Genomic DNA, 15,671 nt, shown 5'->3' on the forward strand with positions numbered 1-15,671 from the left:
CCGAGCGCCAGCAGCACGCCGGCCGCGCCGAGGGCGAGGAGCGCGCGCTCAAGCCGCCCGCGCCGCACGCCGGCGGCCCGCAGCGTGGCCAGGGCCAGCACCGAGCCGCCCATGGGCGCCACGGCCACCAGGTTGACGTTGGTGAAGGGGAGGTCCCACGTCACCACCGTGCGGATGGAGTAGGCGCACGAGATGAACGCGATGGCCGCGAGCGCCGATGCGCACGAGAGGGCCAGGAGCACCGTCCTCACGCGTCCCCACGGCCGCTCGCTGAAGCTTAGCAGCCACGCCGTCCACGCGAACGCGACGAAGAGCCCGGTCGCGAACACCTCGTTGGACAGCGGCGAGCGGCCCACCCCCATGAGCACGTAGAGCGTGTTGCCCGGCTTGCCCAGGTGGTTGGTGGACGCGATGAGCCCGAGCATGGCCACGGCCAGCGGGATGATGAGGAAGCGCGCGAGCCGTGCCGCCTCGGCCGGGGCCAGCCGCCGTGAGAGCAGCAGCGCCGCGATGGCCACGAAGGCGAGCGCGCCCGAGGGCATGAGCGTGGTGAACGCCACGAGGGAGAGCTGGGCCAGGCCCTGGTCGATGCCGGTCACCATCGGTCTGCCCCCTCCTCGGCCGCCGGCCCTGCCAGCGGGGCGCGGGTCAGGTCGGCCTCCTCGGCCACATGCAGGCCGACCTCGCGGAAGACGCGCCGGTTCTCCTCGTCGCGCTCGATGAGGGCGCTCGCCACGAACAGGCGCCCGAGCGCGCCTGCGCCGCCCCGCCGCATGAGCGCCGCGCCGGCCGCCGCCGGGTCGGCCAGCACCACGCCGGCCTCCTCGTCCCACGACCACGCCTCGTCATCGGCGCCGTCCTCGCGCAGCCATGCGGCCAGCCGCGCGGCGTCCTCGCCGAAGGCGCGCGCCGCCTCGTAGAAGAACGTGCGGCTCGAGAAGCGCCACGGCGGCACGGCCAGCGCCCCGCCGTTGTTCTGGGCCCAGATCTGGGCGGTGTTCTTGTTCTCGAGCGAGCACCAGTGCAGCCCGAGCGCCGTGCCGTCCTCGAGTGCGCGGGCCATGAGCTCGAGGGCCAGCTCCTCGCTGCCGGCCACGGGCAGCGCGCCGGCGTAGCCGTAGTCGTAGGGCACGCGGAAGGGGTCACGCGCCAGGCGCAGCCCGCGTTCGCGGAAGGCTGCGGCATTGTGGAGCGGAAAGCACAGCTCCAGCAGGTTCACGCCGAAGGCGCCAAGGCGCTCCAGCTCGGACAGCAGCCGCTCCATGGCGGGCCCCGTGCCGGGGATCACGGGCATCTCCACGATGACGGCCGGCACCGCCTCCACGGCGGCGGCCACGTGCCCGAGCGCCTCGGCGACGGCCGTCTCGCCCTCGTCAACCTTCACGCTCAGGCGCACCTCGTCAAGCCCGGCGGCGGCCAGCTGGGCCCAGAGGCCCGGCGTGGCGCCGAGGCCCGAGGTGTACATTCTTATATGGGCGTGCGGATAGCGCTCGCGCGTCCACGCGCAGAAGGCGAGCGCCTCGTCGGCCAGCAGCAGCGGCTCGCCGCCGGTGAGCGCCGCGCAGTCGATGCCCCCGGTCGCCTCGGCGTAGGCCGAAAGCTCCCCGCGCCAGTCCTTCGCGCTGTCGCGGTAGCGGTCCCAGTCGTGCTGGTTGGGGTTGAAGCAGAACCAGCAGCCGCGCGGGCAGGCGAGCGTGGCGAACGTGGAGATGCTGCGGTGCCCGGTGGCGCAGCGCGCGCAGGCGGGGGAGAGCGCGCCGGCCGTGAGCGCGCACCCGCCGTTGCGCTCATGTGCCCCGAGCGCGATGACGCGCTCGCGCAACGCCGCCACGCGAGAGGCGCGCCCGGCGTCGTCGTCAAGCGGCACGCCGAAGCGGGCGATGGCCTCGCCGAGCCGCTCGCGCTCCTCGGCGAGGCGGCCGACGTAGGCGCGGTGCGCGGGTGCCGCCAGCGCGGCGGCGTCGCTGTGGGTGGCTGGTCTCATGCAGATGTCCCTCCGAGGCGTTATCCGAACTGCGCCCAGGCACGGCCCGGACGCGGCCCGGGCGCATGGGCCCCTCTCCGACCCTGGCGCGCCCGCCTCACATACTCGATACCCAAAAGTCTATGCGACCTGGGTTTTCTCAACATCACATAAAACGTGTGATGTTATTTTGCCGGTAACATTTTATCGTCAAACGCGTTACATGGCGCCGCCGGGAGGGTTCGTCGGCGCCGGTAGAGAGGGAAGGAGCTTTTATGGAAGCAAACGCGCCGAGCGGAGGGATGTCCCGCAGGACGTTCTTCAAGGGAGCCGGTGCCGCCACCGCCACCATGGCCGCGAGCGGCGTCCTCGTGGACGCGCTGTTCGAGAAGGCTGAGCCGGCCTTCGCCGCGGAGGCCAACCAGCAGAGCGCCGAGGAGAAGGTGGTCCAGAGCCACTGCTCCTGCAACTGCGCGAGCCGCTGCCCGCTGTGGATGCACGTCAAGGACGACGAGATCCAGTGGATCCAGTCCGAGACCGAGCCGTGGGACGATGACGAGACGAGCCGCCAGCGTGCCTGCCTGCGCGGGCGCTCCGTGCGTCGCTGGATCAACGACCCCGACCGCCTCAAGTACCCCATGAAGCGCGTGGGCAAGCGCGGCGAGGGCAAGTTCGAGCGCATCAGCTGGGATGAGGCCATTCAGACCATCGCCGATAACCTCAAGCGCACCTACGAGAACTACGGCCCCGAGGCCGTCTACTGGACGCTCGGCTCGGGCGTCTACAGCCTCACCGGCCGCCCCATCGGCCGCCTGCTCGCCTGCACCGGCGGCTACCTGGGCTACTACGGCACCTACTCGGCCGCGCAGATCACCAAGGCCGCTCCCTACATGTGGGGCGCCAAGACGGCCTCCACGCCGGCGGCCATCAAAGACTCCGACCTCGTCATCTGCATGGGCTGGTCGCCGTCTGACTCCATGATGGGCTCCACCGGCGAGTCCAAGCACGGCTTCGAGTGGGCGCACCGCATGAACCCGGATGCCAAGTACATCCACATCGACCCGCGCTACAACGACACGCTGGCCAACTCCGGCGACGAGTGGATCCCCATCCGCCCCGGCACCGACGCGGCCCTCGTGGCGGCCATCGCGCACGTGCTCATCGAGGAGAACCTGCTCGACCAGGCGTTCCTCGACACCTACACCGTCGGCTTCGACGAGCACACCCTGCCCGAGGCCTACCAGGGCAAGAACATGTCCTACCGCGACTACGTCATGGGAGCGGGCTACGACAAGGTGGAGAAGACGCCCGCCTGGGCCGCCGAGATCACCCTCATCCCCGAGGAGCGCATCGTCAAGCTGGCTCACGAGCTGGCCGAGGCCGAGGCGCCCTTCGTCGCCCAGTACTACGGCATCCAGCGTCACTCCAACGGCGAGCTCGCCTCGCTGGCCGTGAGCCTTCTGCCCGTCATGGTGGGCGCCATCGGCAAGCCGGGCACGTCCACCGGCCTTGACGTGGGGTCGTACTCCTTCAGCATCCCCTGGATTGGCGGCACGAACCCCTGCAAGACGCAGATCTCCATCTTCACCTGGGCCGACGCCATCGACCACGGCCATGAGATGACCGCCACCCACGACGGCGTGGTGGGTGCCGACAAGCTTTCCACCGACATCAAGTTCCTCGTGGAGTACGGCGGGAACTGCTTCACCAACCAGCACAGCGACGCCAACGTGGCCCATGACATCCTCGTCGACGAGTCCAAGTGCGAGTTCATCCTCGTCTTCGAGACCGTCATGAACGACGCCGCCAAGTACGCCGACATCCTGCTGCCCGACATCATGCGCGCCGAGCAGAAGGGCATCATCAACGACGGCTGGTCGGGAGACGTGGCCTCCATCACCTTCGCGAGCCCCGCCACCACCGGCGAGAAGTTCGAGCGTCGCAGCGCCTTCGACGTGTGCGCCGACATCGCCGAGGCCATGGGCGTGCGCGACGAGTACCTCGACGGCAAGGACCAGGAGGGCTGGACGCGCGAGATCTACGAGACCGCCGCGGCCAAGGACCCCCGCATGCCCAGCTACGAGGAGGGCTACGAGATCGGCGAGTTCCACTACCGCAACCCCAAGGGCTACACCCCGGCGCTCGCCACCTTCGTGGCCGACCCGGTGGCCAACCCCCTCAAGACCCCCTCGGGCAAGATCGAGGTGTTCTCCGAGAAGATCCAGAAGCTCGTGGAGACCTGGGAGTTCGACGACCCGCGTGACGTGCTGTGCCCCGTGCCCATCTACACCCCGGGCGTCGATAGCTACGAGGACTGCACCGAGGAGCTGCCCTTCACCCTCATCGGCTTCCACTACAAGTCGCGCACCCACAGCTCGTGGGGCGGCGTGGAGCTGGTCAAGGAGGCCTGCCCGCAGGAGGTGTGGATCAACACCGCCGACGCGGAGAAGCTGGGCATCGAGAACGGCGAGATGGTGAGCGTGTTCAACGACCACGGCGAAGTGCACATCCTGGCCAAGGTGACGCCGCGCATCATCCCCGGCTCGCTGGCCATCTCGCAGGGCGCCTGGCGCGACGCCGACATGTCCGGCGACCGCATCGACAAGGGCGGCTGCATCAACACCCTGACCAACATGCACCCCTCGCCCCTGGCGAAGGGCAACCCGCAGCACTCCAACGTGGCGGGCGTCCGGAAGATCAGCTAAGGGAGGAATGAGCAATGACCGACTACGCTTTCTCCTTCGATGCCGCGCGCTGCACGGGCTGCAAGACCTGCCAGCTGGCATGCAAGGACTACCATAACCTCGACACCAAGGTGTCGTTCCGCAAGGTGTACGAGTACGCCGGCGGCGGCTTCGACACCGACGAGCGGGGCTGCGTCACGCCGCACGTGTGGACGAGCTACCTCTCCGTCAACTGCAACCACTGCGAGGAGGCGGCCTGCATGCAGGTGTGCCCGACCGGCGCCATGCACCGCGACGAGCAGGGCTTCGTCTCCGTGGACCACGAGCGTTGCGTGGGGTGCAAGTACTGCCAGCTGGCCTGCCCCTACAACGTGCCGAGCTTCGATGCGGACCTGGGCCAGATGCGCAAGTGCGACGGCTGCACCGAGCGCGTCGCGAAGGGCGAGAACCCCATCTGCGTGGATGCCTGCCCGCTCTACGCGCTCGACTTCGGCCCGGCCGACGAGATGGCCAAGAAGCACGGCGAGGGCGAGTGGCTCGCGCCGCTTCCCGACCCGTCCTACACCAAGCCCACTACCATCATGAAGGGCAGCCCCGCCACCAAGAAGGGCGGCACCTACGAGGGCGCGCTCATGAACCCGAAGGAGGTCAGGTAATGTTCTTCGACGCTGCCTTGGGCGAGCTGCCCCTGCTCGTCTTCTCCCTGCTGGTCCCCGTGGGGCTGGCGGCCCTGGGGCTCATGGCCTGTGCCCGCGGCTTCCTGCCGGCGGGTGACGAGGCCGCGGCGCGCCGCGCCGATATGCTGGTCCTCGTTCCCGGCGTGCTCGTGCTCGTGGGCCTCGCGGCCTCGTTCATGCACCTGGGGTCTCCGGCCCACGTGCTGGACATGATGGCCGGCGTGGGCCGCTCGCCGCTCTCCAACGAGATCGCGGTGGCCGGCGCCTCCATCGCCGTGGCCGTCGTGTGGTGCGTGGCCTGCGTGGCCGCTCATCCCGGCGCCGGCGCCCAGCGCGCCTGCGGCGCGGTGCTCCTGGTGCTCGCCGTGCTGACGGCCGTGTTCACCGGCACCGCCTACATGATCGTCACCATCCCCGTCTGGAACACCCCGTGGGGCGCCGTGAGCCAGGTCGGCCTGGCCCTGCTCGGCGGCGGCGTGCTGGCGGCATGCTGCCTGGCTGCGGCCAAGGGCGCGCTGTCGGCCCCGGCTGGCAAGATGCTCCTCGGCATGGCCGCGGCCGGCCTCGTGCTGCTCGTCGCGGGCCTGGCCCTGCTCGGCAGCGCCGCTGGCGCGGCTATGAGCTCCACCGGCGCCACCCTGGCTGACGCCCTGGGCACCTACGCCGGCGTGGCTGTGGCCGCCGCCGCGCTCTCGCTCGTGGGCCTCGCGGTGTGGGGCGCGGGCGTGCTCAAGGGGGCAGGCACCAAGCCGGCCGCCGCTGCCGTGGCCTGCGTGGCGGTGCTTTGCGGGCTCGCCCTGGCGCGCGTCGACTTCTACGGCGTGTTCCTCTCGGTGGGCCTGGGCTAATGGGCGCCTTCGCCGCCGACGCCGGCGCGCTGGCCGACGCCGCCGAGCTTCTGGGAACGCTCCTCTACGTCGACCCGGCCGAGGCGTCCTGCGCGGACGCCCTGGCCTGGGCGGCGGGCGCCGACGCGGCGGGGGAGTGGCCCTTCGGCGGCGAGGAGGCGGCCCGCGCCCTCGAGGCGCTCGCCGCCGACCTGGCCCAGCGCGACCCCGCCGAGCGCCATCGCGCCTTCGCCCGCCTGTTCGTGGGGCCGGCCAAGCTGCCGGCGCCCCCGTGGGGGTCGGTCTACACCGATCCGGAGGGCGTCATCTTCGGCAACCTCACGCTCGACGTGCGCCAGTGGATGCGCGAGGCGGGCGTGACGCTGCGCCTGCCCGAGCGCCAGCCGGAGGACCACCTGGGCCTCATGCTGCTCATGCTCGCGTGGTCGCTGCGCGCCGATGTGGACGAGCGGGCCGCGCGGCGCCTCGTCGAGGAGCTCATGCTGCCCTGGGCCCCGCGCTTCCTCGAGCTTCTGGCCGAGCGCGCAGACGACGCCTTCTACGGCCCGCTCGCCTGCCTGGCCCGCGTGACCCTCGGCGACTGGCAGGCTCGCTACGGGCTGGTCCCGCCGAGCCTGCGGCTCTACCGCTAGCCACCCTCCTCCTGCAGGGGCCCCGGCATCGCGCCGGGGCCCCTGCTTTGGTGACAGAGTGACAGAGCAGAGTGACAGAGGGTCACACCTGATGGCACGGGGGTGACAGAGGGTCACACCTGATGGCACGCCCCTGTGACAGAGGGTCACACCTGATGGCACGCGCCGCCTGTGATCGTGCCGCCTCGGCCGCAACCGCGGGATCATCCCACGTCGCGGCCGCTCTTCTGCTATCATGGGGCGCTGCGGCGTGGCGACGCCGCTGTCATGCGACGTGCGGGCGTGGCGGAATTGGCAGACGCGCCAGATTTAGGTTCTGGTGGGGAGACCCGTGAAGGTTCAAGTCCTTTCGCCCGCACCACTTACCTTTATAGGAGGGCTTACATGGCCGTTAAAGACGTGGTGAGAAAGTACAACGAGGTGAGCCTCATCAAACGCATCCTCGTGGGCCTGGTCATCGGCGTGCTGCTGTCGTTCGTGGTGCCAGTGGAGTCGGATAACGAGGCTCTGGCCGGCCTGAGCCAGTTCATCGTGCTTCTGGGCAACCTGTTTGTGAGCGCCCTGAAGGGCGTCGCGCCGGTGCTCGTGTTCTTCCTGGTCATCAACGCGCTGTGCAGCGCGAAGACGGCCGGCTCCATGAAGACCGTCGTCATCCTCTACGTCGTGAGCACGCTTATCGCCGCGCTTGTGTCGGTGGTCGCGAGCTACCTGTTCCCCACGGTGCTCACGCTCGACACCTCCTCGGTGGTCGAGCAGTCCTCGCCCGAGCACGTGGGCGCGGTGCTCACCACGCTCGTGATGAACATCGCCTGCAACCCGGTGGACGCGCTCATCAACGCCAACTACATCGGCATCCTGGCCTGGGCCGTGGTGCTCGGCATCGCGCTGCGCGCAGCGAAGGAGGCCACCAAGGACGTGTTCGCCGCCGTGTCCGATGCCGTGTCGATGGTGGTGCGCTGGGTCATCGCGCTCGCGCCGTTCGGCATCCTCGGCCTCGTGTACAACTCCGTGGCCACCTCCGGCATGGAGATCTTCTTCGGATACGGCCGCATCATCCTCGTGCTCGTGGCGGTGATGTTCTTCATCGCGCTCGTCACCAATCCGCTCATCGTGTTCGTCTGCACCAAGAAGAATCCCTACCCGCTCGTGCTGCGCTGCCTGAAGGACTCGGGCCTCACCGCCTTCTTCACCCGCAGCTCGGCGGCGAACATCCCCGTCAACATGGAGCTGTGCCGCAAGCTCGGGCTCGACAAGGACAACTACTCGGTGTCCATCCCGCTCGGCGCCACCATCAACATGGCCGGCGCGGCCGTCACCATCACCATCATGACCATGGCCGCCGCCCAGACCATCGGCCTGTCGGTCGACCCCATCACTGCCGTCATCCTCTGCGTGCTGGCCGCCGTGTCCGCCTGCGGCGCCTCGGGCGTGGCCGGCGGGTCGCTGCTGCTCATCCCGCTGTGCTGCTCGCTGTTCGGCATAGGCAACGACATCGCCATGCAGGTCGTGGCCATCGGCTTCATCATCGGCGTCATCCAGGACTCCTGCGAGACGGCGCTCAACTCGTCCTCTGACGTGGTGTTCACCGCCACGGCGGAGTACCGTGCCGCGCTCAAGGAGGGCAAGGAAGTCCACCTGGGCAAGGACGCCTTCTCACTGGACGAGATCGACTAGGTTATGCGATAATCGCGTGCTGGTGCGCTTGCGCCCGCAGCCAGCCCCGCGCGGGGCGCTGTCGGCCGCGGAAGCGCAAGACGCATGCGCGCCGGGCCGCCCGGCGCCCCACGGCAAACGATGGAGGAAAGACAACGTGAACACTAAGGTAGAGACCCTCGAGGACAGCCGCGTCAAGGTGGTCGTGACCATCGACGCGAAGGACGTCGACGCCCGCATCAAGAAGACCTACAAGCAGTTCGCCCAGCGCTACAACTTCCCGGGCTTCCGCAAGGGCAAGGCTCCGCGCCCGGTCATCGATAACGCGCTCGGCGCCGAGGCGGTGCTCGCCACCGTGTCCGAGGACCTGGTGAACGACGCCTACCCGCAGGTTATCGAGGCCGAGGGCCTCTTCCCGCTGGGCCGTCCCGAGTTCGAGGACACCGGCTTGGTGGAGAACGGCAAGCCCTACGAGTTCTCCTTCACCGTGGCCGTCAAGCCGGAGCTCGAGCTGGACAGCTACGAGCCCGTGGCCATCGAGCTGCCCGCCGAGGGCGCGACCGACGCGGAGGTCGCCGAGCAGATCGAGGCCCTGCGCGCCCACTACAGCGTCTTCGAGGACGCTAGCGCCGCCACTAAGCTCAAGCCGGAGAACTTCGTCGACATCGCCGTGGTGGCCAAGGACGCCGACGGCAACCAGATCGAGGGCCTGACGAGCGAGTCCCGCCTGTACGGCCCGGGCTCCGGCATGTTCTCCGAGGCCTTCGACGAGGAGATCATGGGCATCAAGAAGGGTCAGGTCCGCGAGTTCACCCTCGACGTGCCGGCTGATGAGGCCGCCGTGCTGCTCGCCCCGCACGCGGGCGAGAAGATCGCCTTCGAGGTCACCTGCAACGTGGTGAAGAAGAAGGAGCTGCCCGAGGTCACCGACGAGTGGGCCAAGGACACCATGGGCTTTGAGGACGCTGCCGACCTGCGCGAGCGCGTGGCCGAGTCCATCACCGCCCAGAAGGCCGACATCCTGCCCCGCATGAAGGAGAACGCCACCCTCGACGTGCTCGCCTCCCGCCTGGTGGGTGAGGTGCCCGAGTCCATGGTGGAGGAGGCCGAGGCCAACCTGCTCCAGGACTTCTTCACCCAGCTGCAGCGCCAGGGCCTGAGCTTCGACACCTACCTGATGCAGGCGGGCATCGACGCCGACCAGTTCAAGGACGACGTGAAGATGCAGGCCGCCGACAACGCCAAGCAGGAGCTCGCGCTTGAGGCCTGGGCGCGCCACGCCGGCATCGTGGCCACCCCCGAGGAGGTCAGCGCCGAGTTCGTGAAGGCCGGCCTGCCCGACCCCGCGGCGACGGAGAAGGAGTGGCGCGAGTCTGGCCGCCTCCACCTCATCCGCGAGGGCGTCGTGCGCTTCAAGGCCATGGAGGACGTGATGGACAAGGCCGTCGTCACCGAGGTCGAGCTGGCCGCTGAGCCCGAGGAGAAGGCCAAGCCCAAGAAGGCCGCCAAGAAGAAGGCTGCCAAGGACGCGGAGCCCGCGCCTGAGGAGTAGGCCCGAACCCTTACTTCCCGACTGATCAGAAAGGCCGTCTGATGTGGCGAAACAAGACATCAGGCGGCCTTTTTCCATGGACTTTCGCCAAATGCGCCTTGCGCGGGCGGCGAACCTATATCAGTATGGTAGCGAATCATTGAGAGCGGTCGCGAGCGGCCGCGACGCGAGAGAGAGGCCAAGCTATGACCATCGAGCGAGTGAGCAACGCGCTCATCCCCTACGTCATCGAGCAGTCCCCGCGCGGCGAGCGCAGCTACGACATCTACAGCCGTCTGCTCAACGACCGCATCATCTTCCTCGGCGAGCAGATCGACGACCACGTGGCCAACTCCGTGGTGGCCCAGATGCTCCACCTCGAGAGCGCCGATCCGGAGAAGGACATCCAGCTCTACATCAACTCCCCGGGCGGCTCGGTCACTGCGGGTCTGGGCATCCTCGACACCATGAACTTCGTCAAGTGCGACGTGTCCACCATCTGCATCGGCGAGTGCGCCTCCATGGCGGCGGTCCTCCTGTCGTCGGGCGCCAAGGGCAAGCGCTTCTGCCTGCCCAACTCCATGGTGCTCATCCACCAGCCGCTCGGCGGCGCCCAGGGCCAGCAGACCGAGATCGCCATCGTGGCGGACTTCATGCTCAAGACGCGCAAGCGCCTGAACAAGATCCTCTCGGACAACACCGGCCAGCCCATCGACAAGATCCAGCTCGACACCGAGCGCGACAACTACATGACAGCCGAGGAGGCCAAGGCCTACGGCCTCGTCGACGAGATCATCTTCCACCACGGCGCCAAGTCGGAGTCGTAGGGGAGAGGGAAGCGGTACCCCATGACCCAAGAACGTAACCACCCCGGCTTCGGCGACGGAGCCGGGGACATCTACTGCGCCTTCTGCGGCAAGGTTCCCCAGCAGGTCAACGCCATGATCTCCGGGCCCAACGGCATCTACATCTGCGACGAGTGCATCTCGGTGTGCGCGGATGCCATGATGCGCGACCTGGGCTTTTCCATGTCCCAGGAACTTGACCTGATCGAGGAGGAGCAAGAGCTCCCGCGCCACCGCCGCGGCCGTCACGCCGAGGAGGAGTCGCGCCGCGAGGGTGGCGACGACGGCGAGCCGGCGCCGGAGGAGGTGCTCGACAACCTGCCCACCCCGCGTGAGCTCTACGAGAACCTCTCCGAGCACGTCGTGGGCCAGGAGGCGGCGAAGAAGGCGCTCTCCGTGGCGGTGTACAACCACTACAAGCGCATCTCCATGGGCCAGGAGGCCGAGGAGGGCGACGTGGAGCTCGCCAAGTCCAACATCATGCTGCTCGGCCCCACCGGCTCGGGCAAGACGCTTCTGGCCCAGACGCTCGCGCGCACCCTCAAGGTGCCCTTCGCCATCGCGGACGCCACCACGCTGACCGAGGCGGGCTACGTGGGCGAGGACGTGGAGAACATCCTGCTCAAGCTCATCACCGCGGCTGACTTCGACGTGCCCCGCGCCGAGATCGGCATCATCTACATCGACGAGATCGACAAGATCGCCCGCAAGGCCGAGAACCTCTCCATCACCCGCGACGTGTCGGGCGAGGGCGTGCAGCAGGCCCTGCTCAAGATCGTCGAGGGCTGTGAGGCCTCCGTGCCGCCCCAGGGCGGGCGCAAGCACCCCCAGCAGGAGCTCATCCCCATCGACACCACCAACATCCTGTTCATCCTGGGCGGGGCGTTCGTGGGCCTGGCCGACATCGTCGCCCAGCGCAAGGGCACGAGCGGCCTGGGGTTCGCGGTCGACTTGCCCGAGTCCCAGAAGCTGCGCGAGGCGGAGCTTCTGGCCCAGGTGCTTCCGGAGGACCTCAACAAGTACGGCATGATCCCCGAGTTCGTGGGCCGCATCCCGGTCATCACGTCACTTCAGGAGCTGTCGGAGGAAGACCTCGTGCGCATCCTCACCGAGCCGCGTAACGCGCTCGTCAAGCAGTACGTGAAGATGTTCGAGTTCGAGGACGCCGTGCTCACCTTCGAGCCGGAGGCCCTCGTGGCCATCGCGCACGAGGCCGTGGAGCACGGCACCGGCGCCCGCGGCCTGCGCTCCATCTGCGAGCGCGTGCTCACCGACGTGATGTACGAGCTGCCCGAGCAGGAGGGCGCCTCCACGGTGACGGTGCGCGCGAGCGACATCACGGGCGAGACTGAGGCGAAGATCGTGCCGGCGGGCGCGTCTTCGCGCGAGAGATAGGGAAGGAGAGGCCGGACATGGCCGACAACCAAGCAGCCCCCGGCGGGGACAAGAAGGTCGCCTACGACTTCGCCGCCCACGAGCGGCCGCTCTTCGAGGCATGGCGCGACGCCGGCTACTTCCAGCGCACGCCCGGCTTCGGCGAGCATGCGGATGACGCCTACACCATCGTCATCCCGCCGCCGAACGTCACCGGCGTGCTGCACCTGGGCCATGCCCTCAACGACACCATCCAGGACGCCTGCATCCGCCGTGCGCGCATGCAGGGCTATCAGACCCGCTGGATCCTCGGCACCGACCACGCCGGCATCGCCACGCAGACCAAGGTGGACAAGCACCTGGCCGAGCAGGGCATCAGCCGCCGTGAGATTGGCCGCGAGGCGTTCATCGAGGCCTGCCAGGAGTGGCGTCGCGACTACGGCGGGCGCATCGTCTCCCAGATAGCGGCCATGGGCTGCTCGTGCGACTACGCCGACGAGCAGTTCACCATGAGCCCCGAGTTCTCCCGGGCCGTGCGCCGCGTGTTCACCGACTGGTACCATGAGGGGCTCATCTACCGCGGCAAGCGCATCGTCAACTGGTGCCCCCACTGCACCACGGCCATCGCCGACGACGAGGCCGAGTACGAGGACGAGAAGGGGCACCTCTGGCACCTGCGCTACCCGCTCGTCGAGCCGGTGGACGGCCGCGAGTACCTGGTGGTGGCCACCACCCGCCCCGAGACCATGCTCGGCGACACGGGCGTGGCGGTGAGTCCCTCGGACGAGCGCTACCGCGACCTGGTGGGCGCCACGGTGCGCCTGCCCATCGTCGACCGCGAGATTCCCGTCTTCTCCGACTTCTACGTGGATGCCGAGTTCGGCACCGGCTGCGTGAAGGTGACGCCGGCCCACGACCCCAACGACTTCGCCATGGGCGAGCGCAACGGTCTGGAGAAGATCAACGTCTTCGACGAGACGGCGCACGTGGTGGAGGGCTTCGGCCGTTTCTCGGGCATGAGCCGCGAGGAGGCCCGCGAGGCCGTCGTCGCCGAGTTCGAGGCCCTCGGGCTGCTGGAGTCGGTGGAGGATCACGACCACTCCGTCATGCACTGCTACCGCTGCCACACCACGCTCGAGCCGTGGCTGTCCGAGCAGTGGTTCGTGGCGGTGGACGGCCTGAAGGAGGCCGCTGCCCGCGTGGTGGCCGACGGCACCATCAAGTTCCACCCCGCGCGCTGGGCCCAGGTGTACCTGGACTGGATGGAGAACCTCAAGGACTGGTGCATCTCGCGCCAGCTGTGGTGGGGCCACCAGATTCCCCTGTACTACTGCGATGCCTGCGGCTGGCAGGACGCCTCGGTCGACCCCGTGGACACGTGCCCGGTCTGCGGCGCGCCCACGCGCCAGGACGAGGACGTGCTCGACACCTGGTTCTCCAGCCAGCTGTGGCCCTTCGCCACGCAGGGCTGGGCCGAGCAGGGCGTTGATGCGCCGGAGCTGGCCGCGTACTACCCGACCCAGGTGCTCTCCACGGCGCGCGACATCATGGGGCTGTGGGTGGCCCGCATGGTGATGGCGTCGGAGAGCTGCACGGGGCAGATCCCCTTCGAGAACGTCATCATCCACCCCACGGTGATGGGCGCCGACGGCAAGCCCATGTCCAAGTCGCGCGGCAACGGCGTGGACCCGGTGCAGCTCATGGCCGACTACAGCGCCGACGGCATGCGCTTCGGCCTGCTCATGCAGGTGACGGGCGCCCAGGCCATGCGCTTCGACGAGCAGAAGATCGAGGGCTCGCGCAACTTCGCCAACAAGATCCGCAACGCCGCGCGCTTCGTGCTCATGCACCTGGACGGCTACGAGCCCGGCGCGCCCGAGCCCGTCACGCCGGCGGACAAGTGGATCTTCTCGCGCCTGGCCGCGCTCGTGGAGGCCGTGGACGCTGCCTACGAGGGCTATGAGTTCGGCGAGATGACCCGCGCCCTCTACCGCTTCTTCTGGAATGAGCTGTGCGACTGGTACATCGAGTTCTCCAAGGCGCGCCTGGCCGATGACGCCGACCCGGCCGACCGCCTGGCCTGCCAGCGCAACCTCGTGTTCGTGCTCGACCAGGCGCTGCGCCTCCTGCACCCGGTGATGCCGTTCGTCACCGAGGAGATCTACCAGGAGATGCCGGAGAAGGCCGCGCCGATGCTCATCATCGCGCCCTGGCCCGACGCCCGCGCGCTCGCCGCCTGGCGCGACGAGGAGGCGGAGCGCGCCATCGAGATGGTGTGCGAGGCCGTGGGCGCCATCCGCTCGGCGCGCTCGCGCTACGGGCTTTCGCCCAAGACCGTGCTCGACGCGGCGGTGAAGGCCGACGCAGCCGATGCGGCGCTGCTCGGCGAGCAGGCGGCGCTCATCCGCTCGCTCGCCAACGTCGGCGAGCTGGCCGTGGGCGCGGACGTGGTCAAGCCGGCCGGCTCGTCGGCGGCCGTGGGGGCCGGCATCGAGGTGTACACCTGCCTGGCCGGCCACGTGGACTTCGATGCTGAACGGGCACGCCTGGCCAAGGAGCAGGCCAAGCTCGCCGCTGACGTGGCGAAGCTTGAGAAGAAGCTCTCGAACCCGGGCTTTCTGGCCAAGGCCGCGCCGGAGATCGTCGCGAAGGACCAGGCCAAGCGCGACGAGCTGGCCGACAAACTGGCGCGCGTGGAGGCATCGCTCGCCGAGCTCGGCTAGGCGGCGCCTCCCGATCGCCCTGCGGGCAGGCGGCTTCGCGGGCCGCCTGCCTTCCCGGGTAGGGCGGCGGGCGGCTCGGGAAGACTCCTTTCCGTGGCCCTTGTCTGGTTGTTTGCCGGTGTCGGGCGGTTCGGTCAGGTGTTCGGTTGCCGATTTGCTATAATGCTGAGCTGTGTCGTTTTTCTGAGGACAGAAGGGGTTCCCCATGAGCGAGTTGCTCTCGCAGCTTTGGACGCCGGAGCTGCAGACCGCCTTCACGGTGGTCGTCGTGCTGCTGGTCATCCTGTACGTGCTCTCCATCGTGTGGGTCGTGCGCGATGCCTACATGCGCGGCACCCAGTGGTACATCTGGGCCATCGTGGCGCTGGTTCCGCTGCTGGGCGTCATCGCCTACTGCCTGCTGCGCCCGCCGCTGCTGCAGATCGACCGCGACGAGCAGGAGCTCGAGATCGCACTCAAGCAGCGTCAGCTCATGAAGTACGGCGAGTGCGCCACCTGCGGCTACCCCGTGGAGGCGGACTACGTGCTCTGCCCCAGCTGCCACACGCAGCTCAAGAACCTCTGCGGCCGCTGCGAGCACGCGCTCGAGCCCTCCTGGACCGTCTGCCCCTACTGCGCCACGCCGGTGAGCGGCGCGCAGCAGCCGCAGCGCCAGCGCCGCCCGCGCCAGGGCGCGAGCCGTCCTCGCCCTCAGTCCTAGGCCTCGGCCCTCAGGCGACGCCTCGGCAACGGCTGCGGCCC

Annotated in this window: 12 protein-coding genes and 1 tRNA gene; 11 read left to right on the forward strand and 2 right to left on the reverse strand. The window is 68.8% G+C overall.

Annotation, left to right across the window (positions count from 1 at the left end):
• The coding region (locus D1643_RS02735; RefSeq protein WP_160708380.1) for a DmsC/YnfH family molybdoenzyme membrane anchor subunit at positions 1 to 602 on the reverse strand (602 nt) is incomplete at its 3' end.
• Complete coding sequence (locus D1643_RS02740) at positions 596 to 1,984, reverse strand: radical SAM protein (RefSeq protein ID WP_160708382.1); 1,389 nt, start codon at positions 1,982 to 1,984, stop codon at positions 596 to 598. The genes D1643_RS02735 and D1643_RS02740, both read right to left, overlap by 7 nt.
• Before the next feature lie 254 nt (positions 1,985 to 2,238).
• On the opposite strand from D1643_RS02740, the gene D1643_RS02745 reads away from it, so the two are divergent.
• The 11 genes from D1643_RS02745 to D1643_RS02795 all read left to right on the forward strand — a co-directional run bounded on the left by D1643_RS02745 (position 2,239) and on the right by D1643_RS02795 (position 15,630).
• Entirely contained in the window at positions 2,239 to 4,668 is a 2,430-nt protein-coding gene (locus D1643_RS02745) for a DMSO/selenate family reductase complex A subunit (RefSeq protein WP_201750927.1), read from the forward strand.
• 14 nt (positions 4,669 to 4,682) lie between these two features.
• Positions 4,683 to 5,303 (forward strand): DMSO/selenate family reductase complex B subunit, encoded by a 621-nt coding sequence (locus D1643_RS02750; RefSeq protein WP_160708384.1) that lies wholly within the window; start codon positions 4,683 to 4,685, stop codon positions 5,301 to 5,303.
• Positions 5,303 to 6,172: a DmsC/YnfH family molybdoenzyme membrane anchor subunit gene (locus D1643_RS02755; protein ID WP_160708386.1), complete on the forward strand. Its 870-nt coding sequence runs from the start codon at positions 5,303 to 5,305 to the stop codon at positions 6,170 to 6,172. The genes D1643_RS02750 and D1643_RS02755 overlap by 1 nt, the downstream gene beginning before the upstream one ends.
• Positions 6,172 to 6,804 (forward strand): Tat proofreading chaperone DmsD, encoded by a 633-nt coding sequence (dmsD, locus tag D1643_RS02760; RefSeq protein ID WP_160708388.1) that lies wholly within the window; start codon positions 6,172 to 6,174, stop codon positions 6,802 to 6,804. The genes D1643_RS02755 and dmsD overlap by 1 nt, the downstream gene beginning before the upstream one ends.
• Positions 6,805 to 7,080: 276 nt before the next feature.
• Positions 7,081 to 7,165 (forward strand) — tRNA-Leu (locus D1643_RS02765).
• Positions 7,166 to 7,188: 23 nt separating this feature from the next.
• Positions 7,189 to 8,478, forward strand: coding sequence for a serine/threonine transporter SstT (gene sstT / locus D1643_RS02770; protein WP_160708390.1), 1,290 nt, complete (start codon positions 7,189 to 7,191; stop codon positions 8,476 to 8,478).
• A gap of 136 nt (positions 8,479 to 8,614) precedes the next feature.
• Positions 8,615 to 10,009 (forward strand): trigger factor, encoded by a 1,395-nt coding sequence (tig, locus tag D1643_RS02775; RefSeq protein WP_160708392.1) that lies wholly within the window; start codon positions 8,615 to 8,617, stop codon positions 10,007 to 10,009.
• Between the two features lie 185 nt (positions 10,010 to 10,194).
• Complete coding sequence (locus D1643_RS02780; RefSeq protein WP_160708394.1) at positions 10,195 to 10,815, forward strand: ATP-dependent Clp protease proteolytic subunit; 621 nt, start codon at positions 10,195 to 10,197, stop codon at positions 10,813 to 10,815.
• Positions 10,816 to 10,836: 21 nt separating this feature from the next.
• Positions 10,837 to 12,228 carry an ATP-dependent Clp protease ATP-binding subunit ClpX gene (clpX, locus tag D1643_RS02785; RefSeq protein ID WP_160708396.1) on the forward strand — a complete coding sequence of 464 codons (1,392 nt, stop codon included), beginning with the start codon at positions 10,837 to 10,839 and terminating at the stop codon, positions 12,226 to 12,228.
• 17 nt (positions 12,229 to 12,245) lie between these two features.
• Positions 12,246 to 14,930 (forward strand): valine--tRNA ligase, encoded by a 2,685-nt coding sequence (locus D1643_RS02790; protein ID WP_160708398.1) that lies wholly within the window; start codon positions 12,246 to 12,248, stop codon positions 14,928 to 14,930.
• A gap of 205 nt (positions 14,931 to 15,135) precedes the next feature.
• Complete coding sequence (locus D1643_RS02795) at positions 15,136 to 15,630, forward strand: zinc ribbon domain-containing protein (RefSeq protein WP_160708400.1); 495 nt, start codon at positions 15,136 to 15,138, stop codon at positions 15,628 to 15,630.
• Positions 15,631 to 15,671: the final 41 nt, after the last annotated feature.

Origin of the sequence: Enterorhabdus sp. P55, assembly GCF_009911695.1 — a bacterium.
Classification (GTDB): domain Bacteria; phylum Actinomycetota; class Coriobacteriia; order Coriobacteriales; family Eggerthellaceae; genus Enterorhabdus.

Excerpts from the sequence above, each read along its gene's own strand:
- D1643_RS02740 (WP_160708382.1), bottom strand. The coding sequence starts at position 1,984 with ATGAGACCAGCCACCCACAGCGACGCCGCCGCGCTGGCGGCACCCGCG.
- D1643_RS02745 (WP_201750927.1), top strand. The coding sequence starts at position 2,239 with ATGGAAGCAAACGCGCCGAGCGGAGGGATGTCCCGCAGGACGTTCTTC.
- D1643_RS02750 (WP_160708384.1), top strand. The coding sequence starts at position 4,683 with ATGACCGACTACGCTTTCTCCTTCGATGCCGCGCGCTGCACGGGCTGC.
- D1643_RS02755 (WP_160708386.1), top strand. The coding sequence starts at position 5,303 with ATGTTCTTCGACGCTGCCTTGGGCGAGCTGCCCCTGCTCGTCTTCTCC.
- dmsD (WP_160708388.1), top strand. The coding sequence starts at position 6,172 with ATGGGCGCCTTCGCCGCCGACGCCGGCGCGCTGGCCGACGCCGCCGAG.
- sstT (WP_160708390.1), top strand. The coding sequence starts at position 7,189 with ATGGCCGTTAAAGACGTGGTGAGAAAGTACAACGAGGTGAGCCTCATC.
- D1643_RS02780 (WP_160708394.1), top strand. The coding sequence starts at position 10,195 with ATGACCATCGAGCGAGTGAGCAACGCGCTCATCCCCTACGTCATCGAG.
- clpX (WP_160708396.1), top strand. The coding sequence starts at position 10,837 with ATGACCCAAGAACGTAACCACCCCGGCTTCGGCGACGGAGCCGGGGAC.
- D1643_RS02790 (WP_160708398.1), top strand. The coding sequence starts at position 12,246 with ATGGCCGACAACCAAGCAGCCCCCGGCGGGGACAAGAAGGTCGCCTAC.
- D1643_RS02795 (WP_160708400.1), top strand. The coding sequence starts at position 15,136 with ATGAGCGAGTTGCTCTCGCAGCTTTGGACGCCGGAGCTGCAGACCGCC.